The 23383-nt window shown below is 72.8% G+C and carries 22 protein-coding genes; 10 read left to right on the top strand and 12 right to left on the bottom strand.

Translation table 11 applies throughout. The features are described from left to right. Positions 1-643, bottom strand: a 643-nt coding sequence (locus RIN80_RS18105) for a glycine--tRNA ligase (protein ID WP_309096638.1), incomplete at its 3' end; no start/stop codon positions are given. 225 nt (positions 644-868) lie between these two features. On the opposite strand from RIN80_RS18105, the gene RIN80_RS18100 reads away from it, so the two are divergent. Genes RIN80_RS18100 through RIN80_RS18085 form a run of 4 tightly spaced genes read left to right on the top strand, consistent with a single transcriptional unit; the run spans position 869 to position 3999 of the window. Continuing rightward, the gene (locus tag RIN80_RS18100) at positions 869-1834 is read left to right on the top strand and encodes a metal ABC transporter substrate-binding protein (protein ID WP_309096637.1); all 966 of its coding nucleotides are present in this window, start codon (positions 869-871) and stop codon (positions 1832-1834) included. 20 nt (positions 1835-1854) lie between these two features. Then, positions 1855-2622 carry a metal ABC transporter ATP-binding protein gene (locus tag RIN80_RS18095; RefSeq protein WP_309096636.1) on the top strand — a complete coding sequence of 256 codons (768 nt, stop codon included), beginning with the start codon at positions 1855-1857 and terminating at the stop codon, positions 2620-2622. After that, entirely contained in the window at positions 2622-3524 is a 903-nt protein-coding gene (locus RIN80_RS18090; protein WP_309096635.1) for a metal ABC transporter permease, read from the top strand. The genes RIN80_RS18095 and RIN80_RS18090 overlap by 1 nt, the downstream gene beginning before the upstream one ends. A gap of 58 nt (positions 3525-3582) precedes the next feature. After that, positions 3583-3999, top strand: a complete 417-nt coding sequence (locus RIN80_RS18085; RefSeq protein WP_309096634.1) for a transcriptional repressor — start codon at positions 3583-3585, stop codon at positions 3997-3999. A 382-nt stretch (positions 4000-4381) separates the two neighbouring features. On the opposite strand, the gene RIN80_RS18080 is transcribed toward RIN80_RS18085, so the two are convergent. The 3 genes from RIN80_RS18080 to RIN80_RS18070 are packed head-to-tail and all read right to left on the bottom strand — an operon-like array spanning position 4382 to position 6234. Further along, positions 4382-5215 (bottom strand): isoprenyl transferase, encoded by an 834-nt coding sequence (locus RIN80_RS18080; RefSeq protein WP_309096633.1) that lies wholly within the window; start codon positions 5213-5215, stop codon positions 4382-4384. Positions 5216-5245: 30 nt separating this feature from the next. Then, the gene (gene recO, locus RIN80_RS18075) at positions 5246-5992 is read right to left on the bottom strand and encodes a DNA repair protein RecO (protein WP_309096632.1); all 747 of its coding nucleotides are present in this window, start codon (positions 5990-5992) and stop codon (positions 5246-5248) included. A 26-nt stretch (positions 5993-6018) separates the two neighbouring features. After that, on the bottom strand, positions 6019-6234 hold the full coding sequence (locus RIN80_RS18070; RefSeq protein WP_086599578.1) for a hypothetical protein: 216 nt from the start codon (positions 6232-6234) through the stop codon (positions 6019-6021). 468 nt (positions 6235-6702) lie between these two features. Here RIN80_RS18070 and RIN80_RS18065 point away from each other — a divergent pair, with 468 nt between their 5' ends. Then, a complete protein-coding gene (locus RIN80_RS18065) occupies positions 6703-8193 on the top strand; it encodes an alpha/beta hydrolase (protein WP_309096631.1) in 1491 nt (496 codons plus the stop codon). 192 nt (positions 8194-8385) lie between these two features. On the opposite strand, the gene RIN80_RS18060 is transcribed toward RIN80_RS18065, so the two are convergent. Continuing rightward, positions 8386-8832, bottom strand: coding sequence for a protein phosphatase (locus RIN80_RS18060; RefSeq protein WP_309096639.1), 447 nt, complete (start codon positions 8830-8832; stop codon positions 8386-8388). A gap of 33 nt (positions 8833-8865) precedes the next feature. Beyond that, positions 8866-9606: a FadR/GntR family transcriptional regulator gene (locus RIN80_RS18055; protein WP_309096630.1), complete on the bottom strand. Its 741-nt coding sequence runs from the start codon at positions 9604-9606 to the stop codon at positions 8866-8868. A gap of 242 nt (positions 9607-9848) precedes the next feature. On the opposite strand from RIN80_RS18055, the gene RIN80_RS18050 reads away from it, so the two are divergent. The 5 genes from RIN80_RS18050 to RIN80_RS18030 are packed head-to-tail and all read left to right on the top strand — an operon-like array spanning position 9849 to position 16362. After that, positions 9849-11480: an ABC transporter substrate-binding protein gene (locus RIN80_RS18050; protein WP_309096629.1), complete on the top strand. Its 1632-nt coding sequence runs from the start codon at positions 9849-9851 to the stop codon at positions 11478-11480. Between the two features lie 4 nt (positions 11481-11484). Beyond that, entirely contained in the window at positions 11485-12447 is a 963-nt protein-coding gene (locus tag RIN80_RS18045) for an ABC transporter permease (protein ID WP_309096628.1), read from the top strand. Then, positions 12447-14417, top strand: coding sequence for a dipeptide/oligopeptide/nickel ABC transporter permease/ATP-binding protein (locus RIN80_RS18040; protein WP_309096627.1), 1971 nt, complete (start codon positions 12447-12449; stop codon positions 14415-14417). The genes RIN80_RS18045 and RIN80_RS18040 overlap by 1 nt, the downstream gene beginning before the upstream one ends. Further along, the gene (locus RIN80_RS18035) at positions 14414-15433 is read left to right on the top strand and encodes an ABC transporter ATP-binding protein (protein WP_309096626.1); all 1020 of its coding nucleotides are present in this window, start codon (positions 14414-14416) and stop codon (positions 15431-15433) included. The genes RIN80_RS18040 and RIN80_RS18035 overlap by 4 nt, the downstream gene beginning before the upstream one ends. Then, complete coding sequence (locus RIN80_RS18030; RefSeq protein ID WP_309096625.1) at positions 15430-16362, top strand: dihydrodipicolinate synthase family protein; 933 nt, start codon at positions 15430-15432, stop codon at positions 16360-16362. Before RIN80_RS18035 ends, RIN80_RS18030 begins: the two co-directional genes overlap by 4 nt. Before the next feature lie 21 nt (positions 16363-16383). Here the strand turns inward: RIN80_RS18030 and RIN80_RS18025 are convergent, their stop codons facing one another. The 6 genes from RIN80_RS18025 to RIN80_RS18000 form a co-directional block, all read right to left on the bottom strand. After that, entirely contained in the window at positions 16384-17571 is a 1188-nt protein-coding gene (locus tag RIN80_RS18025) for a sialidase family protein (RefSeq protein WP_309096624.1), read from the bottom strand. Between the two features lie 3 nt (positions 17572-17574). Then, positions 17575-18237 (bottom strand): response regulator transcription factor, encoded by a 663-nt coding sequence (locus tag RIN80_RS18020; protein ID WP_309096623.1) that lies wholly within the window; start codon positions 18235-18237, stop codon positions 17575-17577. After that, positions 18234-19487, bottom strand: coding sequence for a sensor histidine kinase (locus tag RIN80_RS18015; RefSeq protein ID WP_375141726.1), 1254 nt, complete (start codon positions 19485-19487; stop codon positions 18234-18236). Before RIN80_RS18015 ends, RIN80_RS18020 begins: the two co-directional genes overlap by 4 nt. 50 nt (positions 19488-19537) lie before the next feature. Beyond that, positions 19538-21631, bottom strand: a complete 2094-nt coding sequence (locus tag RIN80_RS18010) for an MMPL family transporter (RefSeq protein ID WP_309096621.1) — start codon at positions 21629-21631, stop codon at positions 19538-19540. A gap of 147 nt (positions 21632-21778) precedes the next feature. Further along, positions 21779-22477, bottom strand: a complete 699-nt coding sequence (locus RIN80_RS18005; protein WP_309096620.1) for a TerB family tellurite resistance protein — start codon at positions 22475-22477, stop codon at positions 21779-21781. Positions 22478-22661: 184 nt separating this feature from the next. Then, positions 22662-23383 (bottom strand): alpha-isopropylmalate synthase regulatory domain-containing protein (locus RIN80_RS18000; protein ID WP_309096619.1); only part of this gene is annotated, 722 nt, incomplete at its 5' end.

Raw genomic sequence — 23383 nt, 5'->3', positions numbered from 1 at the left:
CCATCTCCATCTGCTCGAACTCGCGGGTGCGGAAGATGAAGTTGCCGGGCGTGATCTCGTTGCGGAAGGACTTGCCCATCTGGGCGATGCCGAACGGCGGCTTGCGGCGCGAGGTGGTCTGCACCTGCGAGAAGTTGGTGAAGATGCCCTGCGCGGTCTCGGGGCGCAGGTAGGCGACGGAGCCGGAGTCCTGCGTGGGGCCGAGGTGGGTGGACAGCAGGCCCGAGAACTGCTTGGGCTCGGTGAACTGGCCCTTGTTGCCGCAGTTGGGGCAGTTGACGTCGGCCAGGCCGTTCTCCGGCAGGCGGTTGTGCTTGGCCTCGTAGGCCTCCTCCAGGTGGTCCGCGCGGAACCGCTTGTGGCAGGAGGTGCACTCGGTCAGCGGGTCCGTGAAGGTGGCGACGTGGCCGGAGGCGACCCAGACCTCGGGGGCCAGGATCACGGACGAGTCGATACCGACGACGTCCTCGCGCGACGTCACCATGTAGCGCCACCACTGGCGCTTGAGGTTCTCCTTGAGCTCGACACCGAGCGGGCCGTAGTCCCAAGCGGCGCGCTGACCGCCGTAGATCTCACTACAGGGGAATACGAAGCCACGGCGCTTGCTCAGGCTGACGATGGTGTCGATCTTGTCGGCGGCCACGGTGCTCTCTTCATTACGACGACGAATACTGACTGCGGCGCGGAAGCGCCTCGACGAGGGGTGGTGGTCGGGAGGCGGGCGGGCGAAGCGAGTTGCTTCCAGCGAATGCTTCAGATTACCGGCGGGGGCGCCCCCTCAATCAAATCGCTCCCCCTCCGGCGCCCTCAAGGTCCCGGTCAGGACGTTTGTTGACAACGGTTTCCACATTTGTTGAAAATGAGTGTCATGAACGTACGACGACGCCTCATACCCGCCGCCCTCGCCTCCGCTCTCGGCCTGGGCGCCCTGACCGCCTGCTCCAGCGACAGCGCGGCGACGGGCGACACGGACAAGTTCGACGTCGTCGCCTCCTTCTACCCGATGGCGTTCCTCGCCGAGCAGATCGGCGGCGACCACGTGAACGTCTCCAGCCTGACCGAACCCGGCCAGGAACCGCACGACCTGGAGATCAGCACCAAGCAGCGGGCGCAGCTGGAGGAGGCCGACGCGGCCCTCTTCCTCAAGGGCCTGCAGCCCGCCGTCGACGAGGCGGTCGCCCAGACCGGCATCAAGACGAAGATCGACGCGGCCGCGCTCACCACGCTCGAGGACCACGGCACCGGCGGCCACAGCCACGAGGGTGAGGAGGGCCACGCCGAGGAGGAAGGCCACGCCGAGGAGGAGGAGCACGCCCGCGACCCGCACGTCTGGCTGGACCCGGTGAAGTACGCCGAGGTCGCCGAGGGCGTCGGCAAGGCCTTCGAGAAGGCCGACCCGGACAACGCGGCCGACTACAAGAAGAACACCGCGGCCCTGGTGGAGAAGCTGAACGGCCTGAACAGCACGTTCGAGAACGGCCTGAAGAACACGAAGACCAAGGTCTTCTTCACCAACCACGCCGCCTTCGGCTACCTCGCCGAGCGCTACGGCCTCACCCAGGAGGCCATCTCCGGCCTCGACCCCGAGAGCGAGCCCAGCGGCGCCCGGGTCAGGGAGCTGCAGGAGGAGGCCAAGGCCGACGGCGTCACCACCGTCTTCTACGAGACACTGGTCTCCGACAAGACCGCGAAGACCCTCGCCCGCGACGCGAACCTGAAGACGGACGTCCTCGATCCGCTGGAGGGCATCACCGACAAGTCCCGCGGCGACGACTACTTCCAGGTCATGGAAGCCAACCTCAAGGCCCTGCAGAAGGCCCTGGGAGCCAAGTGATCGACCCATCGGAGGACGGCATGACCGAGCCCGTCGTATCCCTGCGCGGCGTCCGCGCGGACCTGGGCTCGCGCCCCGTGCTGCGCGGCATCGACCTCACCGTGCGCCACGGTGAGGTCGTCGCGCTGCTCGGCGCGAACGGCTCGGGCAAGTCGACGGCCGTGCGCAGCGTCATCGGCCAGGTGCAGACCGCCGCCGGCGAGATCCGGCTGTTCGGCACGGACCGCAGGCGGTTCCGCGACTGGCACCGCGTGGGCTACGTCCCGCAGCGCACCACGGCCGCGTCCGGCGTGCCCGCCACGGTGACCGAGGTGGTCTCCTCCGGCCGCCTGTCCCGGACCCGCTTCGGCGTGCTGCGCAAGGCCGACCACACGGCCGTGCGGCGCGCCCTGGAGCTCGTCGGCATGGCCGACCGGGCCAAGGACCCGGTCGACGCCCTCTCCGGCGGGCAGCACCAGCGCGTCCTGATCGCCCGTGCCCTCGCCTCCGAGCCCGAACTGCTGATCATGGACGAGCCGATGGCGGGCGTCGACCTGGCCAGCCAGGAGGTCCTCGCGCACACGCTCACCGAGCAGGTCTCCCAGGGCGCGACGGTCCTGCTCGTGCTGCACGAGCTGGGCCCCCTGGAGCCCCTCATCGACCGGGCGGTCGTCCTGCGGGACGGCTGCGTCGTCCACGACGGCCCGCCGCCGAAGGCCGTCGGGCAGCACGCCCTGCCCGGCCACGACCACGTACACCCGCACGCACCGGCGGGCGCCGAACCGATCCGCACGGGACTGCTGAGCTGATGGACTTCCTCGACTACGCCTTCATGCAGCGGGCCCTGCTCGCCGCCGTCCTGGTCGGCATCACCGCCCCGGCCGTCGGCATCTACCTCGTGCAGCGCCGCCAGGCCCTGATGGGCGACGGCATCGGTCACGTCGCCATGACCGGCGTCGGCCTGGGCTTCCTGCTGTCCTGGTCCCCGGTGTGGATGGCGACCCTGGTCTCCGTCCTCGGCGCGGTCCTCATGGAGCTGATCCGCTGGTACGGCAAGACCCGCGGCGACATCGCCCTCGCGATGCTCTTCTACGGCGGCATGGCGGGCGGTGTGATGTTCATCAACCTCGCGCCGACGGGTTCCAACGCCAACCTCACGTCGTACCTGTTCGGCTCGCTGTCGACGGTGTCCGAGTCGGACGTCACGGCCATCTGCGTCCTTGCCGCCTTCGTCGTGCTGGTCACCCTGGGCCTGCGCCGCCAGTTGTTCGCGGTGAGCCAGGACGAGGAGTTCGCCCGGGTGACGGGCCTGCCGGTGCGCGCCCTGAACCTGCTGACGGCGATCACCGCGGCCGTCACCGTGACCGTGGCGATGCGCGTGGTCGGGCTGCTCCTGGTGAGCGCGCTGATGGTGGTGCCCGTCGCGGCCGCCCAGCAGATCACCCGCAGCTTCGCCGCGACCTTCGCCGTCGCCGTCGCCCTCGGCGTGAGCGTGACGATCGGCGGCACGGTCACCTCGTACTACCAGGACGTGCCGCCCGGCGCGACGATCGTGCTGCTGACCATCGGCGCGTTCATCGTGCTGACGGCCCTCGCCACCCCGCTGGCCCGCCGCCGCGCCCGGGCCCGGGCCGCCGCGGACACCGCGGGCGACCCCACCGAGTGCGCGATCCCGGGCAGCCGGAAGTCGGCCGACGGGGTCGGCGTCTGACCGCCCCCGCACCGGGCTGGCACAATGGCCCGGGCAAGGCAGACGTGAGGAGGCAACGGTGACGACCGCTGGACCGTCCGTGAAGGGCCGCGCCACCAAGCAGCGGGCCGCTGTGGCGGCGGCCCTGCAGGAGGTCGACGAGTTCCGCAGCGCGCAGGAACTGCACGACATGCTCAAGCACAAGGGCGACTCGGTCGGGCTCACCACGGTCTACCGCACCCTGCAGTCCCTCGCCGACGCCGGTGAGGTCGACGTCCTGCGCACCGCCGACGGCGAGTCCGTCTACCGCCGTTGCTCCACCGACGACCATCACCACCACCTCGTGTGCCGTGGCTGCGGCAAGGCCGTCGAGGTGGAGGGCCCGGCCGTGGAGAAGTGGGCGGAGGCCATCGCCGCCGAGCACGGCTTCGTGAACGTGGCCCACACGGTGGAGATCTTCGGCACGTGCGCGGAGTGCGCGGCGGCCGCGAAGTAGCCGGCCGGTCGCGTCGGCAGCCGCCGTCCGGCCGGTTCGTCCGCGCGGGCGGCGCCGACGCGACCGCCGTGCCGGCAGCACCGCTGCGGTGAGGCGGGCAGCAGCCCGAAGTCCCAGGGACCCCCGGCTGGTTCCGCCCGCGCCGGCGACGCCGATGTGACGCCGCGAGCTGCGGCACCGCGACGGCGACGACGAGCGGGGCCCGCCCGCTGCCCGATGTCGGTGGAGGTCCGCACCCCCTGTCGCCAGGGTGACGAGCGTGATGACGGCGTGGTCCGCCCGGCGTCGGTCTGCGGGCCGTGCCGCCGTGCCGCCGCCGGAGACGGCGGCGAACAGCCCGGTCCCCGGCCGGCAGCACGGGGCGCCGGCCCGGGCGGGAGTCCTACGGCTGGCCGCCCTCCATGGCCAGCAGTTCCTCGTTCGGGATGGCCCCGCCGAAGCGCCGGTCCCGGGAGGCGAACTCCAGGCAGGCCCGCCACAGGTCCCGCCGGTCGAAGTCCGGCCACAGCACGTCCTGGAAGACCATCTCGGCGTAGGCGCTCTGCCAGATCAGGTAGTTGGAGGTGCGCTGCTCGCCGCTCGGGCGCAAAAACAGGTCCACCTCCGGCATGTCCGGGTAGTACAGGTACTTGGCGAAGGTCTTCTCGTTGACCTTGGACGGGTCGAGCCTGCCGCTGCGCACGTCCTCCGCGAGCGCCTTCGCCGCGTCGGCGATCTCGGCCCGGCCCCCGTAGTTCATGCAGAAGTACAGGGTCAGCCGGTCGTTGCCCTTGGTCTGCTCCTGGGCGATCTGGAGTTCCTTGGCGACGGACCGCCACAGCTTCGGCATCCGCCCGACCCAGCGCACGCGCACGCCCAGTTCGTCGAGCTGGTCGCGGGTCTTGCGGATGAAGTCCCGGTTGAAGTTCATCAGGAAGCGCACCTCGTCGGGCGAGCGCTTCCAGTTCTCGGTGGAGAAGGCGTACAGGGAGATGGCGCCCACGCCCATCTCGATGGCGCCCTGCAGCACGTCCAGCACGCGCTCGGCGCCGACCTTGTGCCCCTCGGTGCGGGGCAGGCCGCGGTCCTTGGCCCAGCGGCCGTTGCCGTCCATGACGATCGCCACATGCCGCGGTACGAGCTCCCCGGGGAGCTTCGGCGGCCGCGCGCCGGACGGGTGCGGCTCCGGCGTCCTGTACTCCCGGCGCTGGCGCCCCAGGATCCCGCGTACGGCCATGTGTGTCTCGTCTCCTCGTGCTTGCTTCGGTTACTTCTCGACGTAGCGCAGCGAGCGCAGGCCGCGCTCCATGTGCCAGTGCAGGTAGGCGGACACCAGTCCGCTGCCCTCCCGGACGTGGCGCGCCTCGCACGCGTCGGCGGTCTCCCAGTCTCCCGTAAGCAGCGCACCGAGGAGTTCCAGGGCCTGGGGCGAGGGTACGACGCTGCCGGGCACGCGGCAGTCCACGCAGACGGAGCCGCCCGAGGCGACCGAGAAGAACCGGTTGGGGCCGGGCATCCCGCATTTCGCGCAGTCGCTGAAGGTCGGGGCGTAGCCGTTGACGGCGAGGGAGCGGAGCAGGAAGGCGTCGAGCACGAGGTGCGGTGCGTGCTCGCCCCGGGCGAGGGTGCGCAGGGCGCCGACGAGCAGCAGGTACTGCTGTACGGCCGGCTCGCCCTCGTGGTCGGTGAACCGCTCGGCGGTCTCCAGCATGGCGGTGCCGGCGGTGTACCGGGCGTAGTCGGTGACGATCCCGCCGCCGTAGGGCGCGATGGTCTCGCTCTGGGTGCACAGCGGCAGCCCGCGTCCGACCAGCTCGCTGCCCTTGGAGAAGAACTGCACGTCGACGTGGGAGAAGGGTTCGAGGCGCGCGCCGAACTTGGACTTCGTCCGGCGCACGCCCCGGGCCACCGCGCGTACCCGGCCGTGACCGCGCGTGAGCAGCGTGATGATCCGGTCCGCCTCACCCAGCTTCTGGGTGCGCAGCACGATGCCGTCGTCGCGGAACAGACTCATGGCGCCATTCTCGCAGGGTCAGCGCGTCAAGGGACCTCGCCCCTGCTGCGGGCGTTGGCGTAGGCGGTCGCCGCGCGCAGCCGCTCGGCCGGGGTGGCGTGCCGGACGGCGCCGGGGTCGGCGTCCCACTCCTTGCCGCCCCCGTACGGCCGCAACTGCACGTAGGGCCCCTCATGCCCCATGACGATGCCGATGCGTCCGCTGCGGGTGTCCACGACATAGGCGCCGACGGGGGGCTTCATCGCGCCACCGCCGCGGTCCGGCGGGCGGTCGGGACGCGAAGCCGGACCGGTTCCGTGAGCGGGCAGGGAGCTTTCCGCGCGAAACTCACCGGGTCGACTCCCGGCGACGGCGGGATCATTCCGGTCCTGACGAGTTCTGCCCGCAATTCTTTCACCGCGTCCTCCGCTTCTTCGGCGCGAAGCGCCGAGTGTCGTGCCTCCACCGTGCTCCCCTTCCTTTCGGAGTTTCACTCTTCGCAATTTTTCGGTGACTCTCCGCGCCTATACTCGGGAAGGGTCTGTGTCGTACAACTGCGGGGCGACGCAAAGAGGTTCGGGCATGATCGAATCGCGGAGACGAATTCGCAGACGCGTGGGACCGGACGGGGGCGCGGGACCGTCCTGGAATGGTCCTAGGGGGTAAACCCCCTGCGGAATACGGGAGTTGGCCGGATGTGGGGTGGCGCGGGGGCGCGTCAGGATCGACCCATGGACACGAAGAGAATCACCCCTCACGCCTCACTCGCCGCGGCCTGCGCGGTCCTGCTCTCCCTCGCCGTCCCGCTGACCGCGTCCGCCGTCACCCCCGGCCCCGCCGAGCCGCTCACCTGGTCCGACTGCCGGGGCGACGGCCTCGACCCCAGACAGCGGTGCGCCACCGTCGAGGTGCCGATGGACTACTCCGACCCGGACGGGCGGACCGTCGAGATCGCCGTCTCCCGCATTCCGAGCGAGAAGCCCTCCGCCCGCCGGGGCGCGCTGTTACTCATCCCCGGCGGCCCGGGCGGGGAGAGTCTCTCCGATCCCTCCGGCAAGGGGCAGAAGCTGCCGCAACGGGTGCGTGACGCCTACGACCTCATCGGCTTCGCGCCGCGCGGCATGGCGCCCTCCACCGCCGTCGACTGCCAGCTCGACCCCGCCGACCTCAGCCGGACCAAGCTCCTGCCCTGGCCCGCACCGGACGGTTCCGTCGAGGAGAACATGGCCACCGCCCGGCGCATGGCCGAGGCCTGCGGCCGCAACGGCGGTGAGCTGATCCGGCACATCAGCACCGCCAACGAGGCCCGCGACCTCGACCGCGTCCGGGCCGCGCTCGGGGAGCCGAGAATCTCCGCGTGGGGCGTCTCGTACGGCACGTACGTCGGCGCCGTCTACAGCCAGCTGTTCCCGCACCGCACCGACCGCGTCGTGCTGGACAGCAACAACGACCCCGACCCCACCCGGGTGACCCGCGGCTGGCTCGCCGCCTTCGAGCGGGGCGTGGAGGACAACTTCCCCGAGTTCGCCGCCTGGGCGTCGCGGCCGGGGAACCCGTACCGGCTGGCCTCCACCGCCGCCGAGGTGCGCTCCGGCTTCCTGCGTCTCGCCGCGCGGCTGGACCGCGATCCCCTCCCCTGGCCCGGTGCCGGTCCGGAGCGACTGGACGGCACCGTACTCCGCCAGACCATGCTGACCAGCCTCTACGACCCCGACGACTATCCGGTGCTGGCCCGGACGATCCTGGCCGCCCGCAAGGGCACCGTGCCGCCCGTGCCCGGGTCCCCGCCCGAGTCGGTCCTGCAGAACGTCGCCGCGGTCGGTGTCGGCACCATCTGCAACGACGTCGACTGGCCGGACTCGGCCGCCGTCTACCAGCGGGACGTCGACGTCAGCCGGGTGAGGTTCCCGCTCACGGCGGGCATGCCGCGCGGGCCGATGGCGTGCGCCGCCCTGCCGTACGAACCGAGGGAACCGGCCGTGCGGATCACCGGGCGCGGGCCGTCCAACGTGCTGCTCGTGCAGAACGAGCGGGACGTCGCCACCCCCCTCAGCGGCGCCCTGAGGCTCCGTCAGGCGCTCGGCGACCGGGCCGTCATGGTCACCGTGAACTCCACGGGTCACGACGCCTACCTCGCCAACGGCAACGCCTGCGGCGACCGGACCGTCTCCCGCTTCCTCGCCACCGGCGAGCGGCCCGGATCCGACCTGTACTGCGCGTGACGTCCGCGGTGGCCCGCCGCCCGGTGGCGGCGGGCCGTCGCGTGGAACGCCTGCGCCGGCTCCCGGTGCCGGCCCGTGGCGGGCTCGCCGGGGCGGTGCGGGGCCGCCGAGCCGGGCGAACGGGTCCGGCTCGGCGGCCGTCGGTGCGAGCAGGCGCGTCCAGGGGACGATCCGCCGGGCCGCAGGAGGGGCTCACCCCCGGCCGAACCGGCGTACGTACCGCCGCTGCCAGGGCGTTTCCACCGCCCGCCGGTCGTAGTGCCGGCGGACGTAGGCCACGGCCTGTGCCGCGGGTACGCCGTCCAGGACCGCGAGGCAGGCCAGGGCCGTGCCCGTCCGGCCCCGTCCGCCCCCGCAGGCGATCTCCACCCGTTCCCCGGCGGCCCGCTCCCACGCCCGGGCCAGGACCGCGCGGGCGGCCTCCGGGCCGGCCGGGAGCCGGAAGTCGGGCCAGCGGATCCAGTCCGCCTCCCAGGGCATCCCGGGCGGCCGGCGGCCCAGCAGGTAGACGCCGTAGGAGGGCAGGGGCGCGGTGGCATCCAGGGGGTGGCGCAGGCCCCGGCCGCGCACCGACCGGCCGGAGGGCAGGTGCAGGACGCCGTTGTCGTGCTCGCTCCACAGGTCGCTCACGTCCGCCATCATCCCCCGCGCCGCGCCGCGCGGGCGGCGGATTCAGCCCACGCCCCGCGGCTCTTGGGCCACCCGCGCCTCGATGCCCCGGAAGTGCACGGCCATGGCCCGCTGGGCGCCCTCCGCGTCCCGGGCGCGCAGCGCGGTGACGATGTCGCGGTGGCGGCGTGCGGTGATCCCGGGCGAGGGGTCGTGGGGCCGGCCGCGGGCGCCCAGGACCCGCCGGAAGACCGTCCAGAAGGCGGCGAGGAGCTGCGGGACGAGGTCGTTGCCGAGCGAGGCGTAGAGCACCTCGTGGAACTCGCGGTCGAGATCGGGGAAGGAGCCGTCCGCGCCGCCGGCGCCCTCGGCGACGCCCGTGCCGGCGGCGGCCTCCATCCGGGTCACCACCTCCTCCAGCCGGTCCAGTTCCGCCTCCGTGACCGTCGTGGCCACCCGGCGGATCAGGCCCACCTCCAGGACCTCGCGGACCTGGAGGATCTCGGCGAGGGCGCCGGGGTCGTCCTCGTGGCGGGCCAGGGTGCGGAAGGTGAGGCCGTCGACGAGGGGGGCGAGGGAGGCCCGGCCGACATAGGTGCCGTAGCCGTGCCTGATCTCCACGATGTCGAGGGCCTGGAGGGCTTTGAGCGCCTCGCGGACGGAGTTGCGGCTGACGCCGAGGGCCTGCGTCAGTGCGGCCTCGGTGGGCAGCGGCGCGCCGGCGGCGAGTCTGCGGTCGAGGATGAGCTGCACGACCTGGCGCTGTATCCGGCTGGTCCTGGGCTCCTCGGACATGCGCCGCATCGTACGCGGCCCGGACGTCCTACGTCCCACCTCCGGCGGTACCCGCCGTCAAGGCCGCCCGACAGGGCGTCGACTCCGGCTGCCGTACAGCGCCATTGGTGTGACCTCTGGCGGATGGGCCATTCGTGTGCGATCCCTTGACCGGCCCCGCGGCCCCTCCTATGGTCGCGCTGACCGCAGGACGTAGGACGTCGTATCTCCGCATCCGGCCCCGTCCCCCCAGACCTCTCGCTGGAGGACCCGTGCGCGACGTGACCCCTGACGTGCCGGCGCTGCGCCGCCGGTCGTTCCTGAAGCACACCGGCGCGCTGGGCGCGGCCGCCGCCGTCTCCGCGTCGCTGTCGGCCTGTTCGTCCGGGCCCGAGTCCACGAACGACACCGGCGACGGCGGCAGCGGTCCGGACCGGACGCTGACGGCGGTGATCGGCTACGGCAACGACGGCAGCTGGGACCCCACCCAGACGGCGTCCGCGTTCTGCATGGCCGCCAACCACCACATCTACGAGGGTCTGCTGGACACGGACCCGATCTCCCGGGAGCCGTACGCGGCCCTGGCGACCGAGGTCCCGAAGGACCCGGACGGCACGTCCTGGACGTTCACCCTGCGGGAGGGCGCCACGTTCCACGACGGCGAGCCGGTGACCGCCGACGACGTGGTCTTCGTCTTCGACCGGATCCTCGACCCGGACACCCAGACCCTCGCCAAGGGCTTCTTCGCGAGCTGGCTGAAGGAGGTCCGCAAGATCGACGCGCGGCGGGTGGAGCTGGTGCTCGCGTTCCCCTTCCCGGAGGGGCTTTCGCGGCTGACGCTCGCCAAGGTCATGCCGAGGCACGTGTTCGGGCGGCCCGGCGGCTGGGACGACGCCATCAGGGGCAAGGCGATCGGCTCGGGCCCGTACCGGCAGACCGCGCACCACCCCAAGTCGAACACGACCTTCGAGGCCTTCGACGCCTACAACGGCCCGCGCAGGCCCGCCTTCCGCAGGATGAACTGGCTGACGATCGTGGACGCGGCCCCCCGCGTCGCGAAGATCTCCGGGTCGAGCGCGGGCGCGCAGATCGCGGACAACATCCCCTACGCCAACATCGGCCGGCTGGAGGCCGGCGGCCTCACGGTGGCCGGCGGGGCCGGGATGAACAACCTGTTCCTGATGTTCAACACGCGGCACAAGCCCTTCGACGACGTGCGCGTGCGCCAGGCCCTGCACTACGCCATCGACACCGAGAAGATGGTTCAGGTCGCCCTCAAGGGCCACGGCAGGCCGGCCAGTTCCTTCCTCGACGAGAACAACCCCTCCTACCGCCGGGCGAAGACCGTCTACGACCACGACCCGGACAGGGCGAAGGCGCTGCTGAAGGAGGCCGGGGTCAAGGACCTGAGCATCGACGTCCTGGCGGTGAACGTCAGCTGGATCGTCGACTGCCTGCCCACCCTCAAGTCCTCCTGGGACGCGATCGGGGTGCGCACCACCCTGTCCCCGCAGGAGACCACGGCCGTCTTCACGAAGATGGACCAGAAGCAGGACTACCAGGTCGTCGCCGCCGCCTCGAACCCCAACCAGTTCGGCGTCGACGCCGACCTGATCATGCGTTACAACTACGGCCCGCGGAACCTCTGGATGCAGTACACCCGGTGGGGATCCGACCCGGTGGCCCGGCAGCTGTTCAGGGACATGGACCGGGCCACCCGGGAACCCGACCCGGCCAGGAAGAAGACGATGATCCAGGACTACATCGACGTCGTCGCCGAACAGGCCGTGCTCTACCCGGTCGTCCACAACGAGCTGATGACGGCCTGGGACCCGAAGCGGCTCAGCGGCATCAGGGCCCAGCCCTACCCGGGTATCAACCTCCTCCAGGCCAAGTGGGCCTAGCGGCATGACGGCCGTCCTGCGGATCCTGCTCCGCCGCGTCGCCCTGCTCGTCCCGCTGATGCTCGGGATCGTGCTGTTCGTGTTCCTGGTGATGCGGTTCTCCGACGTCGACCCGGCGTCCGCGTTCTTCCAGGGCGCCAACCCGACCCCGCGACAGCTCCACGACTTCCGCGAGGAACACGGCCTGCTCGACCCGCTGCCCGTGCGCTACGCCGCCTTCGTCGCCGACCTGCTCCACGGCGACCTCGGCACCAGCGCGCTGACCCGGGCGCCGGTGATCGACCAGGTGACCACCGCGCTGCCGCTCACCCTCCAGCTGACGTTCCTGGGCCTCGGCATCGCGGTCGTGCTGTCCCTGCTGGGCGGTGTCACGGCGGCGATCCACCGGGACCGGCTGCCCGACCAGATCATCCGGGTCGTGTCACTGACCGGGGTCGCCGCGCCCGGGTTCTGGCTCGCGCTGCTGATGATCCAGTACCTCGCCGTCGACCTGGGCTGGTTCCCGACCGGCGGCTACATCAACCCGGCCGACTCCTTCACCGGCTGGCTGCGGACGATGACGCTCCCCGCCCTCGCCCTCTCCCTCCCGGTGGCGGCGCAACTGACCCGGATCGTACGGACGTCCGTGGTGGAGGAGCTGGACAAGGACTACGTGCGGACGGCGATCGGCAGCGGGCTGCCGCCCCGGGTGGTCGTCGGCCGCAACGTGTTGCGGAACGCGCTGATCAACCCGCTCACCGTGCTCGGCCTGCGGGTCGGCTACCTGCTGGGCGGCGCGGTCGTCATCGAGACGATCTTCTCGCTGCCCGGCATGGGCAAGCTGATGATCGACGCCGTGAAGAACGGTGATCCGGCCGTCGTCCAGGGCGTCGTGCTGACCACGGCGGCCGGGTTCGTCGTCGTGAACCTCGTCATCGACATCCTGTACCTGCTGGTCAACCCGCGACTGAGGGATGCGACCACGTGATGACCCGCAAGAGCCTTGCCACGGCCCTGTCCCGGCGCGGTGTGCGGCTGCGCGGCCCGCGCCGGCTGCCGCCGCTGTCGAAGGCCGCCGTCTGCTTCCTGGCGGTCGTCGCCCTCATGGCGCTGCTCGCGCCGCTCCTCGCCCCGCACGACCCGCTCGACCAGCAGCCGCCCGTCGACGGCACCGGCCACCCGTCCGCCGGGCACTGGATGGGCCAGGACAGTCTCGGCCGGGACATCCTGAGCCGGCTGATGTACGGGGCGCGCTGGTCGCTCGCGATCGGGCTCGGCGCGACCGGGCTCGCCCTGGTGGCCGGCGCGCTGCTCGGGGCGATCGCCGCGACCTCCCGCAAGGCGGTCGACGAGACGCTGATGCGCTGCCTGGACGTGGTGATGGCGTTCCCGGGCATCGCGCTGGCCGCCGTGCTGGTGGCGGTGTTCGGCGGCGGGATCACGGTGCTGATCTGTGCGCTCGCCTTCCTGTTCACCCCGCCGGTGGCCCGGGTGGTCCGGGCCAACGTCCTCGACCAGTACGGCGAGGACTACGTGACGGCGGAACGGGTCATCGGCGCCCGCACCCCGCACATCGTGCTGAAGCACGTGGCGGTCAACTGCGCCGCGCCCGTACTGGTGTTCTGCACGGTCCAGGTGGCCGAGGCGATCGTCTTCGAGGCGTCGCTGTCCTTCATCGGGGCGGGCGTGCGGCCGCCCGACCCGTCCTGGGGCAGCGTCATCGCCGACGGCAAGAACATGGTGCTGACCGGCGGCTGGTGGGCGACCGTGTTCCCCGGACTGCTGATGCTCCTCACGGTGCTGTCCCTGAACGTCCTGTCCGAGGGCGTCTCCGACGCGTGGGCGGCTCCCTCGGCCCGGGAGGTGAAGGCGCCGGGCGACGACCGGCTGGAGGCGCCCGAGCCCGGCGGCGGGGAGGTGGCGCCGCTGCCCGGCCTGACGGAGGCGGCCCGCAGGCTGCGGGCGCGGGCCCGGCACGTTCCCCGGGACGGGCAGCCGGTGCTGGCGGTGGAGAACCTCACCATCGGCTTCGACGGGCGGCACGGCGGCGTGGACATCGTGGACGGCATCAGCTTCGAGGTGCACCCCGGCGAAGTCCTGGGGGTGGTCGGCGAGTCGGGCTGCGGCAAGTCGCTGACCGCGCTGGCGGTCATGGGCCTGCAGCCGAAGGAGGCACGCGTGCGCGGCCGGGTCCGCTTCCACCAGCGGGACCTGCTCGCCGAGCCGATGCGCGCACGCCGCAGGCTCCTCGGCCACGAGATGGCGATGGTCTACCAGGACGCGCTGTCCTCCCTCAACCCGGCCATGACGATCCGCGCCCAGCTGAAGCAGGTCGTGCGGCGCGGCGGGCGGCGCACTCCCGCCGAGCTGCTGACCATGGTCGGCCTGGACCCCGAACGCACCCTGCGCAGCTACCCGCACGAGCTGTCCGGCGGGCAGCGCCAGCGGGTCCTGATCGCGATGGCCCTGTCCCGCGACCCGAAGCTGATCGTCGCCGACGAGCCGACGACCGCGCTCGACGTCACCGTGCAGGCGCAGGTGATGGAGCTGCTGCTGCGGCTGCGCGAGGAGCTCGGCTTCGCGCTGATCCTGGTCTCCCACGACCTGGCGCTGATCGCGGACGTCACCGACCGGGTGGCGGTGATGTACGGCGGGCAGATCGTGGAGACGGGCGTCACGGCCGACCTGGTGCAGGCCCCGGCCCACCACTACACGCGCGGTCTGCTCGGCAGCGTGCTGTCGCTGGAGACGGCGCAGGAGCGCATGACGCAGATCAGGGGGGTCGTGCCGTCCCCGGCCGGCTTCCCGGCCGGCTGCCGCTTCGCCGACCGGTGCCCGCGTGCGAGCGAGGTGTGCCGCACGACGGCTCCCGCCCTGACCGGTACCCCGGCGCACACCGTGGCCTGCCATCACCCGGCCATGGAGCCGGCGGCGCCGGAGACCGAGGCCGTGTCATGAGCGCCCTGGTGGAACTGTCCGACGCGCACGTCGTCCACAGGGCCCGCAGCGGCGGGGTGTTCACCCGCGACCGGGTGTACGCCCTGACCGGCGCCGACCTGGCCGTCGCGCCCGGCGAGACCGTCGGCGTGGTCGGCGAGTCCGGCTGCGGCAAGTCGACCCTGGCGAAGGTGCTGGTGGGGGTGGAGCGGCCGACCCGCGGGACGGTGTCGTTCCGGGGGCGGGACCTGTGGGCGATGCCGGCCGCCGAGCGCCGCAGGGCCGTCGGCGCGAGCACGGGCATGATCTTCCAGGACCCGTCGACGGCCCTGAACCGCCGGTTGACCGTCCGGCGGATCCTGCGCGACCCGCTGGACGTGCACGACCGGGGCACCCGGGCCGGACGCGAGGAGCGGGTGCGGGAGCTGATGTCCCTGGTCGGTCTCCCCCGGGCCCTCGCCGACGCCCTGCCCGGGCAGTTGTCGGGCGGGCAGCGCCAGCGCGTCGCGATCGCCCGGGCCCTGGCGCTCGACCCGGACCTGGTCGTGGCGGACGAGCCGACCAGCGCCCTGGACGTGTCGGTCCGGGCGCAGATCCTCAACCTCCTGCTCGACCTGAAGGAACGCCTGGGCCTGGCCCTGGTGTTCGTCTCGCACGACATCCAGACGGTCCGGCGGATGAGCGACCGGGTGATCACCATGTACCTGGGCCGGATCGTCGAGGAGTGCCCGGCCGCCCTGGTCACCGACCGGGCCCGGCACCCGTACACCCGCGCCCTGTTCTCGGCCACGCCCGGCCTGCTCGACCCGATCGAGCCGATCCCGCTGGCCGGTCCCGTCCCCTCGGCGACCCGCCCGCCGAGCGGTTGCCCGTTCCGCACCCGCTGCTGGAAGGCGGACGGCGGCTGCGCGGACGAGATGCCGGCCTTCTCCGCCGCGTCGGCACCCGCGCACCGCTTCCGCTGCCACCATCCTGTCCAGGAGGACGAGTCGACCCGCGACCTCGTCCGCCGGAGCGACCCGATGGAGGCCCCATGACGATCACCCCGCTGACCGGTGTCATCCCGCCCCTGTGCACACCCCTGACACCGGACGGCGAGGTGGACGTCCCCTCGCTGCTCAGGCTCGTCGACCATCTGGTGGAGGGCGGGGTGCACGGCCTGTTCGTGCTCGGCTCCACCTCGGAGGCGGCCTATCTGACGGACGGGCAGCGCCGGCTGGTGGTCGAGACGGTCGTACGCCACGCCGGGGGGCAGCTGCCGGTGCTGGCCGGGGCGATCGACATGACCACGCCCCGCGTGCTGGACCACGTCGCCGCGGTGACGGCGGCGGGCGCGGACGCGGTCGTCGTCACCGCCCCGTTCTACGCCCGCACCCACCCGGCGGAGATCGCCCGACACTACCGCGCCGTAGCCGCCGCGAGCCCGGTGCCGGTCATCGCCTACGACATCCCGGTCGCCGTCCACACGAAGCTGCCCGGGGACGTCGTCCTGGAGCTGGCCGCCGACGGCGTCGTGGCCGGGCTGAAGGACTCCAGCGGTGATCTGGCCGCGTTCCGGCAGGTCGTGACCGGCGCCCGCGACCACCGGGGCATCACCGGCTTCAGCGTGCTGACCGGCTCCGAGCTGATCGTCGACGCGGCCCTCGCCGTCGGCGCGGACGGCACGGTGCCCGGCCTGGGCAACGTCGACCCGCACGGCTACGTCCGGCTGGTCCGCCTGTGCCGTGCCGGGGACGCCGAGGAGGCCCGTGCCGAACAGGAGCGCCTGTGCGCCCTGTTCGGGATGGTGTCCGTCGGGGACCCGGCGCGCATGGGCCCGGGCTCCTCGGCGATCGGCGCCTTCAAGGCCGCGCTGCACCTGCGGGGCGTGATCGACTGCCCGGCGACGGCCGAGCCGCAGGTGCCGCTGTCGCCGGGCGAGGTGGAGCGGGTCGGGAAGTACGTGGCGGCGGCCGGGCTGCTCTAGGTCCTGTCCGAACGACAGGCCTCAGAGGTCCCCGGCCGGGATCCGGCGGAACTCGATCGTCTCGTAGGTCCCCCGCACACCGGTCTCGTAGAGGATCCCCACCGCCTTCCGGCCGAGGGGCACCAGGTCGGAGTAGGCGGCGGGGTGCGGGGAGAGCGTCAGCGCCTTGGTGAAGGTGGCGCCGCCGTCGGTGCTGCGCCACACCGCCATCGCCCGGCGGGCGGTGGGGACGGACGGGCCGGAGAACAGCAACGGCCCGTGACGGCCCGCCGGTTGCAGGACGCTGCCCTGGACGACGGGGACGTCGTTCAGGGTCGGCTGCACGGTGTAGGGCCGGTCGAGGGAGGCGCCGCCGTCGCTCGACCGGCTGTCGAGGCGGTGGCCCGCGCCGGTGCCGTGCTGGTCCCGGGCGTTGAAGTAGACGGTGCCGTCCGGGAGTTGCGCGGCGGTGGACTCGTTGGCGTTGGCCGTCCCGTCGTAGGAGTCGTCGACGAAGCCGGGCCGCCAGGTGCGGCCGCCGTCGTCGCTGAGGAGCGCGTGGGCGCCGTAGTAGCGGGGTTCCCGACCGGTGTCCGGGGAGCCGGGCGGCGGGGACGCCGAGTGGTTGGCGGGGACGACCAGGCGGCCCGCGTAGGGGCCATGGGTGAGGGCGAGCGCGTGGCCGGGGCCGGTGGCGTACCAGCGCCAGGACGGGTGCTTCACCTGGGCGGTGATCTCGCGGGGCTCGGTGAAGCGGCGGCCGTCGTCCCGGCTGCGCTGCACGAAGACACGGCGGCTCTGCTCGGGCGTGACCTCCCCGCGCATGATCTGCGCCTCCGTCACGTCCCCGCTGTTGTAGGAGGTGAGGAGCACGACGGCGCCGCTGCGCGGGTCGACGACGGGTGCCGGGTTGCCCCGGGTGTCGCCGTCTCCCGCGGCGACGACGGTGAGCGCACCCCAGGTGCAGCCGCCGTCCGCCGAGCGGCGCAGGACGACGTCGATGTCGCCGGTGTCGCCCGCCCCGCCGCGCCTGCCCTCGGCGAAGGCGAGGACGGTGCCGGCGCGGGTGGTGACGGTGGCGGGGATGCGGTACGTGGCGTAGCCGCCCTCGCCCGAGACGTACGGGACGGAGGACGTGCAGCCGGGGCCGGCCGTGGCGGTGGCGGCGCCAGCGGTGAGGGGGGCGAGGAGGACCGAGGTGGCCAGGAGGGTGCGGCTGAGGAGTCTCATTCCTCAGATGCTCCCCGGCGTCACCATCCCCGACTCGTAGGCGACGATGACCAGCTGGGCCCGGTCCCGCGCCGCCAGTTTCCCCATGATGCGGCTGACGTGGGTCTTCGCGGTCAGCGGGCTCAGGCCCAACGCCCGCGCTATCTCGGTGTTGTTCAGGCCCCGCGCGACCAGCGTGAGCACCTCCCGCTCGCGCTCGGACAGGCACTCGGGCCCGCCGGCCGCCGGTGCGGAGGGGCTGCGCAGGAACCGCTCGATCAGCCGTGCCGTGGGCCCCGGCGACAGCAGGGACTCACCGGCCGCGACGGTCCGGATGGCGTCCAGGAGTTCGGCCGGACGGGTGTCCTTGACGAGGAACCCGGAGGCGCCGGCGCGCAGGGCGTCGACGATGTTCTCGTCGGTGTCGTACGTGGTGAGCACGAGCACCCGGACACCCGCGAGGTCCTCGTCGGCCGCGATGAGCCGGGTCGCCTCGATGCCGTCCAGGTCGGGCATGCGGATGTCCATCACCACCAGGTCGGCGCGCGCGCTGCGGGTTAGCTCCACGGCCTGCCGGCCGGTGGCGGCCTGCCCGACGACCGCCATGTCCGGGGCCGACTCCACGAGCATCGCGAACGCCTCGCGCACCAGCGTCTGGTCGTCCGCGAGCAGCACCCGTATGGTCATCCGGTCCTCTCCCCCGTCGTGGTCAGCGGCAGGACCGCCGTCACCTCGAACCCGCCCCCGGCCCGCGGTCCGGCGTCGAGTGTGCCACCCACGCTGCGGGCCCGCTCCCGCATCCCGACGAGCCCGAAGCCCGGGGTGCCGCCCGGGGCCGGCCCGGCGCCGTCGTCGCTGACCGACAGGTGCAGGGCGCCCTCCCGCTCCTCCAGCTCGACCCGGACGGCCGGTGCGGGTCCGGCGTGCCGCACGGCGTTGGTGAGGGCCTCCTGCACGATGCGGTAGGCGGCGGCGCCGACGGCGGGCGGCGCGTGCCGCAGCCGTACGGTCTGCTCGACCCGGGCACCGGCGAGCCGCGCGGCCCGCGCCAGGTCGGGCAGCCCGTCCAGGCCCGGCAGCGGGCCGCGGGTGTCGGCGCAGTCGCGCCCGGCCTCGTGCGCGCGCAGCACCTCCAGGGTCGTACGGAGTTCACCCCGGGCGCTGCGGCAGGTCCCGGCGATGTCGTCGAGGGCCTTGGCGACCGTCTCCCGGTCCAGCCTCTCGGGGTCGGCGGACAGCACGTGGGCGGCGACGGAGGTCTGCACGCCGATGAGGGTGATGCTGTGGGCCAGCAGGTCGTGCAGGTCCCGGGCGATCCGCAGCCGCTCCTCGGCGACGCGCCGCCGGGCCTCCTCCTCGCGGGTGCGTTCGGCCCGTTCGGCGCGCTCCACGATGGAGGCGACGTACTGGCGGTAGAAGCGCACGTCGACACCGCAGAACAGCACGGCGACGACCCACCCGGAGACCTTCAGCACCTCCAGCGCCTCGTGGGGGCTGACGGTGAGCATCACGCTGACGGAGAGGGTGACGACGCCGGTCCCGACCAGGACCGTGCGCAGCGGGCGGCCGGTGACGGCGACGGTGTAGAGGGCGATGTAGGTGGCCGGGGTGGGGGCGGAGTGGACGTTGTCCAACGCGTGGTACGGCGCGACACAGGCCACGATCAGGGCCAGCACGAGCAGCGGCCGGCGCCGCCGCCAGGGCAGCGGCAGGTGACTCGCGAGCAGCAGCGTCCAGCCGAGCGCGTCGGGCTCGCGTCCGTCGTCGACGAGCAGCGCGATACCGGCCGCGAGCGCCGCCGCGGCGATGGCCAGCAGGGTGTCGTTGCGGACGGCGTGCGGGGCGGTCAGGGGGTCGCGGTTGATGGCGGCCATGACCCGCTCGGCGGGACGCGACCAGGCCGCCTGCGGGGTGGTGGGTGCCTGCACGGGCATCATCCTCGGCGAGGAAGGCGTCCCTCCGGGAGGGGAGGGACGCCGTCGGCGGGTCAGGAGGCGTGCGCGGAGACGGGCTCGTCCCGCGTCGGCGGTGTGATCCGCCGCGGTGCGCGCGAGAGCCTCCCCGGCCACCACATCCGCCGCCTCAGCAGCACACTCGCCGTGGTCACCAGGTACGTGCGCACCAGGAACGTGTCCAGCAGCACCCCCACCGCGATGACGAACCCGAGCTCGACGAGAGCGACCATCGGCAGCGTCGTCAGCACGGCGAACGTCGCCGCGAGCACGACCCCCGCCGAGGCGATCACCCCGCCGGTCGTCCGCAGCGCGGTCAGCGCCGCCGCCTCCGGCTCGGCCCCCCGCACGGACTCCTCCCGCATCCGGTGCATCAGGAAGATGCCGTAGTCGACCCCGAGGGCGACCAGGAACACGAACGACAGCAGCCCGAGCCCGGGATCCGTCCCGCCGAAGCCGAACACCGGCTCGAAGACGAGACCGCCGATGCCGAGCGCCGCGCCCCACACCGCGACCACCGCCACCAGCAGCAGCAACGGCGCGACCAGGCTGCGCAACAGCCCGACGAGGATGGCGAACACCGCGGCGAGCACCAGCGGCACGATCACCTTCCGGTCCCGCGCCTCGCTGTCGGCGAGATCGATCTGCTGGGCGCTGGGCCCGCCGACGTACGCTCCCTCCCGGCCGAGCCCGGCCCGCAGGGCCTCGATGGTGCGGGTCTCGGCCGGGGTCTCCGGCGGCGCGGTGGCGAAGACGGCGATCTCCGTCCAGCCGGCCCCCTTGCGCCCGGGGACCGCCTCGGCGACACCGTCGGCGGCCCGGGCCCGCTCCAGGACCGCCTCGGCCCTGCCGTCGGGGGCGATGACGATCAGGGGCCGGCTGCTGCGCTCGGGGTACTCCCGGGCCAGCGTCCGCATCGCGGTGATCGACTCGGGCCGCTCGGTGAAGGAGTCCTCCTGCTTGATGCCGCCGGACAGGTTCAGCGTGCCGAGGGAGAGGGCGCCGAGCAGCAGGGCCCCGCCGACGAGCACGGTGCCGGGCCGGCGCGTCGCCGAGGTGCCCATCGCGGCGAACAGCGACCGCCGTGCCTTCGGCTCGCTGCCGAACGCGGGGATCAGCGGCCAGAAGACCCGCCGCCCGAGCAGCACCAGCAGCGCGGGCAGCAGCGTCGTCATGGCGACCAGCGCCGCGAGCACCCCGACCACGCCGACCGGCCCCATGCCGCTGCTGCTGTTGAGGTCGGCGGCGAGCAGGCACAGCAGCCCGGCCGCGACGGTCCCCGAGGAGGCGAGGACGGCCGGCCCGCAGCCGCGCAGGGCGGCGCGCATGGCGTCGTACGGGTGCTCGTGGCGGCGCAGTTCCTCGCGGTAGCGGGAGACGATCAGCAGCGCGTAGTCGGTGCCGGCGCCGAGGACCAGGACGGTCATCACGCCGCCGCTCTGTCCGGTGACGGTGACGCCGGACAGTTCGTGCAGTCCGTAGCCGGCGGCCATCGCCACGGCCGCGGCGACGCCCGCGACGGCGAGCGGGACCAGCCACAGGAAGGGGCTGCGGTAGATGAGGACGAGCAGCACGGTGACGACGCCGAGGGTGGCGAACAGCAGGGTGGCGTCGAGTGTCTCGAACACCTTGTTCATGTCGGTGTTCAGCGCCCCCGGTCCGCCGACTGCGACGCTCAGTCCGCCTGCGCCCTCGGCGATGTCCCGCACTCCGTCGACGAAGGCGTCCCGGGCCTCCTCGTCCTGGCCCGGCTGCGTGCTGGAGACCGGGTACATCAGGGTGGAGCCGTCCGCGGAGGGGACGCCGCGCGGTGCGGCCGTCAGGTCGTAGGCGCCGCGCACCTCGGCGATCTGCTCGCCGGCCGTCCGCCGGTCGGCGCCGGTGAGTCCGCCGCCGCGGTGGTACACGAGTACCAGGTCGGTCGACTCGCCGCCCGGCAACTCGTCCTGGACGCGCGCCACCTGCGTGGAGTCGGCGCTGTCGGGCAGGTAGTCGACCGCGCGGTTCTGCTGGATGCCGGCGAACTTCCCGGCGAGCGGCCCGAGCAGCACGAGCGCGGCGATCCACAGCCCGGCCACCACCCAGGGCACGGCCCGCCGCCGCCCCGTACGCGTCCTTACGGCCCCCATCTGTCCGGCTCCCTCCGGTCGGGTGTCTGGAACGGACTCCAGACTCCCGGCGCACGGGATCCGGCACGTCGGGCGTGAGACCGAGCCGGGGGTTACCGCGGGAGGCGGTGCGGAGGGCGGATTACTCCCCGGGGAGTACCGCCGGTGCTACGACGGCGTACGGGCCGCCGCCGCGAGCAGGCGGGTGACGTCGTCGGAGCAGATGGTGAGCGCCGCTCCGACGGTCGCCAGGACGTCCCGCTCGGCCGGGGTGTACGGCCCGTCGGCCAGGGCGATGCGCGCGCCCTGCAGCAGGATCGATTCGCGGCCGACGGTGGCCAGGTGCGGGGCGAGCGGGTCGAGGGCCTCGTGGAGCTCTATGGCCAGCCCGGCGCCGCAGGGTTCGCCGGTGATGCGGCCGGTGTCCGCCTCCAGCGCCTCGACGAGAGCGGCCAGCTGCTCCTCGGTGCAGTCGTCGAAACCGGCCGCGCGCACGGCGAGCACGGCGCACTCCAGTGCCGTACGGGATCCGGTTCCGCCCGCGGCCAGCACCGCGAGGGCGACGGTGTGCACGGCGTCGCGGAGCATCGCGCAGAAGCGGGTGGTGGTCGGGTGGTCGAGCACGTCGGTGCCGAAGTGGCGGCGGCAGGCGGCGCACTCCACGACCGGGCCGGTCTCGCCGCGCGGCAGCACGGGCACGCCGAGCAGGGTGAAGCGGCGTTGTCCGGTCAGCCGCTGGTAGTTGCGGTCACCGCCGCAGCCGGGGCAGAAGAACTCCCCGTCGCCGGCGGCCGTCCACGCGGTACGGGTGCCCAGGATGCGGGCAAGCCCGGCGGCACGGCCGTTTCGTCCCCGTCCTGGCAGCACGTCGCACCTCCGTCACGCCGCGGCAACGTCGCCGCGCTTGCGTGATGTTAGCCACATCCACGAGGAGGAGTCAGCACCCCGGAGGAGACCTTTCCGTGACCCTCACAGCAATTGGCCGGTATGTGACGGGGCTCCGCCCGCCGGACATCGGCGGACGGAGCCCGCAAACCGCCTGCGAGGCTGGTCAGCGCGTCGCGCGGTTGACGGCCGAGACGACGGCCTTCAGCGAGGCGCGCGTGGTGTTCGCGTCGATTCCGATCCCCCACAGGACCTTGTCGTCGATGGCGCATTCGATGTAGGAGGCGGCCTGCGCGGAGGCCCCCTCGCTCATCGTGTGCTCCTGGTAGTCCAGCAGGCGTACGTCGATGCCGACGGACTGCAGGGCGTCGAAGAACGCCGAGATCGGGCCGTTGCCGGAGCCGGTGAGGACCGTGTCCCGACCGTCGACCGTGGCCTCCACCTGCAGCGTGTCCACGCCGTCGGTGTCGGTGGTCGACTGGTTGTTCTTGACCTGGATCCGGCCCCAGGGGTTCTCGGGGTTGGGCAGGTACTCGTCCTGGAAGACGGCCCAGATGTCCTTCGGCGTGACCTCGCCGCCCTCGGCGTCGGTCTTGGCCTGGATGAGCTTGGAGAACTCGATCTGCATCCGGCGCGGCAGGTCCAGCTTGTGGTCGTTCTTCAGGACGTAGGCGATACCGCCCTTGCCGGACTGCGAGTTGACCCGGATGACCGCCTCGTAGGAGCGGCCGACGTCCTTGGGGTCGATCGGCAGGTACGGCACGGCCCACTCGATGTCGTCGACGGTGACGCCCTTGGCCTTCGCGTCGGCCTCCATGGCGTCGAAGCCCTTCTTGATGGCGTCCTGGTGGGAGCCGGAGAAGGACGTGTAGACCAGGTCGCCCACGT

It is taken from the genome of Streptomyces sp. (assembly GCF_031181705.1).
Taxonomy (GTDB): Bacteria; Actinomycetota; Actinomycetes; order Streptomycetales; family Streptomycetaceae; genus Streptomyces.
This window is presented reverse-complemented; position numbering and strand designations above follow the sequence as displayed.

Coding starts and splice junctions, on each gene's coding strand:
- RIN80_RS18030 (WP_309096625.1), top strand. CDS start 15,430: ATGACGATCACCCCGCTGACCGGTGTCATCCCGCCCCTGTGCACACCC.
- RIN80_RS18045 (WP_309096628.1), top strand. CDS start 11,485: ATGACGGCCGTCCTGCGGATCCTGCTCCGCCGCGTCGCCCTGCTCGTC.
- RIN80_RS18100 (WP_309096637.1), top strand. CDS start 869: ATGAACGTACGACGACGCCTCATACCCGCCGCCCTCGCCTCCGCTCTC.
- recO (WP_309096632.1), bottom strand. CDS start 5,992: ATGAGTCTGTTCCGCGACGACGGCATCGTGCTGCGCACCCAGAAGCTG.
- RIN80_RS18055 (WP_309096630.1), bottom strand. CDS start 9,606: ATGCGGCGCATGTCCGAGGAGCCCAGGACCAGCCGGATACAGCGCCAG.
- RIN80_RS18040 (WP_309096627.1), top strand. CDS start 12,447: ATGACCCGCAAGAGCCTTGCCACGGCCCTGTCCCGGCGCGGTGTGCGG.
- RIN80_RS18070 (WP_086599578.1), bottom strand. CDS start 6,234: ATGAAGCCCCCCGTCGGCGCCTATGTCGTGGACACCCGCAGCGGACGC.
- RIN80_RS18010 (WP_309096621.1), bottom strand. CDS start 21,631: ATGGGGGCCGTAAGGACGCGTACGGGGCGGCGGCGGGCCGTGCCCTGG.
- RIN80_RS18080 (WP_309096633.1), bottom strand. CDS start 5,215: ATGGCCGTACGCGGGATCCTGGGGCGCCAGCGCCGGGAGTACAGGACG.
- RIN80_RS18015 (WP_375141726.1), bottom strand. CDS start 19,487: ATGATGCCCGTGCAGGCACCCACCACCCCGCAGGCGGCCTGGTCGCGT.
- RIN80_RS18060 (WP_309096639.1), bottom strand. CDS start 8,832: ATGGCGGACGTGAGCGACCTGTGGAGCGAGCACGACAACGGCGTCCTG.
- RIN80_RS18090 (WP_309096635.1), top strand. CDS start 2,622: ATGGACTTCCTCGACTACGCCTTCATGCAGCGGGCCCTGCTCGCCGCC.
- RIN80_RS18095 (WP_309096636.1), top strand. CDS start 1,855: ATGACCGAGCCCGTCGTATCCCTGCGCGGCGTCCGCGCGGACCTGGGC.
- RIN80_RS18025 (WP_309096624.1), bottom strand. CDS start 17,571: ATGAGACTCCTCAGCCGCACCCTCCTGGCCACCTCGGTCCTCCTCGCC.
- RIN80_RS18035 (WP_309096626.1), top strand. CDS start 14,414: ATGAGCGCCCTGGTGGAACTGTCCGACGCGCACGTCGTCCACAGGGCC.
- RIN80_RS18065 (WP_309096631.1), top strand. CDS start 6,703: ATGGACACGAAGAGAATCACCCCTCACGCCTCACTCGCCGCGGCCTGC.
- RIN80_RS18020 (WP_309096623.1), bottom strand. CDS start 18,237: ATGACCATACGGGTGCTGCTCGCGGACGACCAGACGCTGGTGCGCGAG.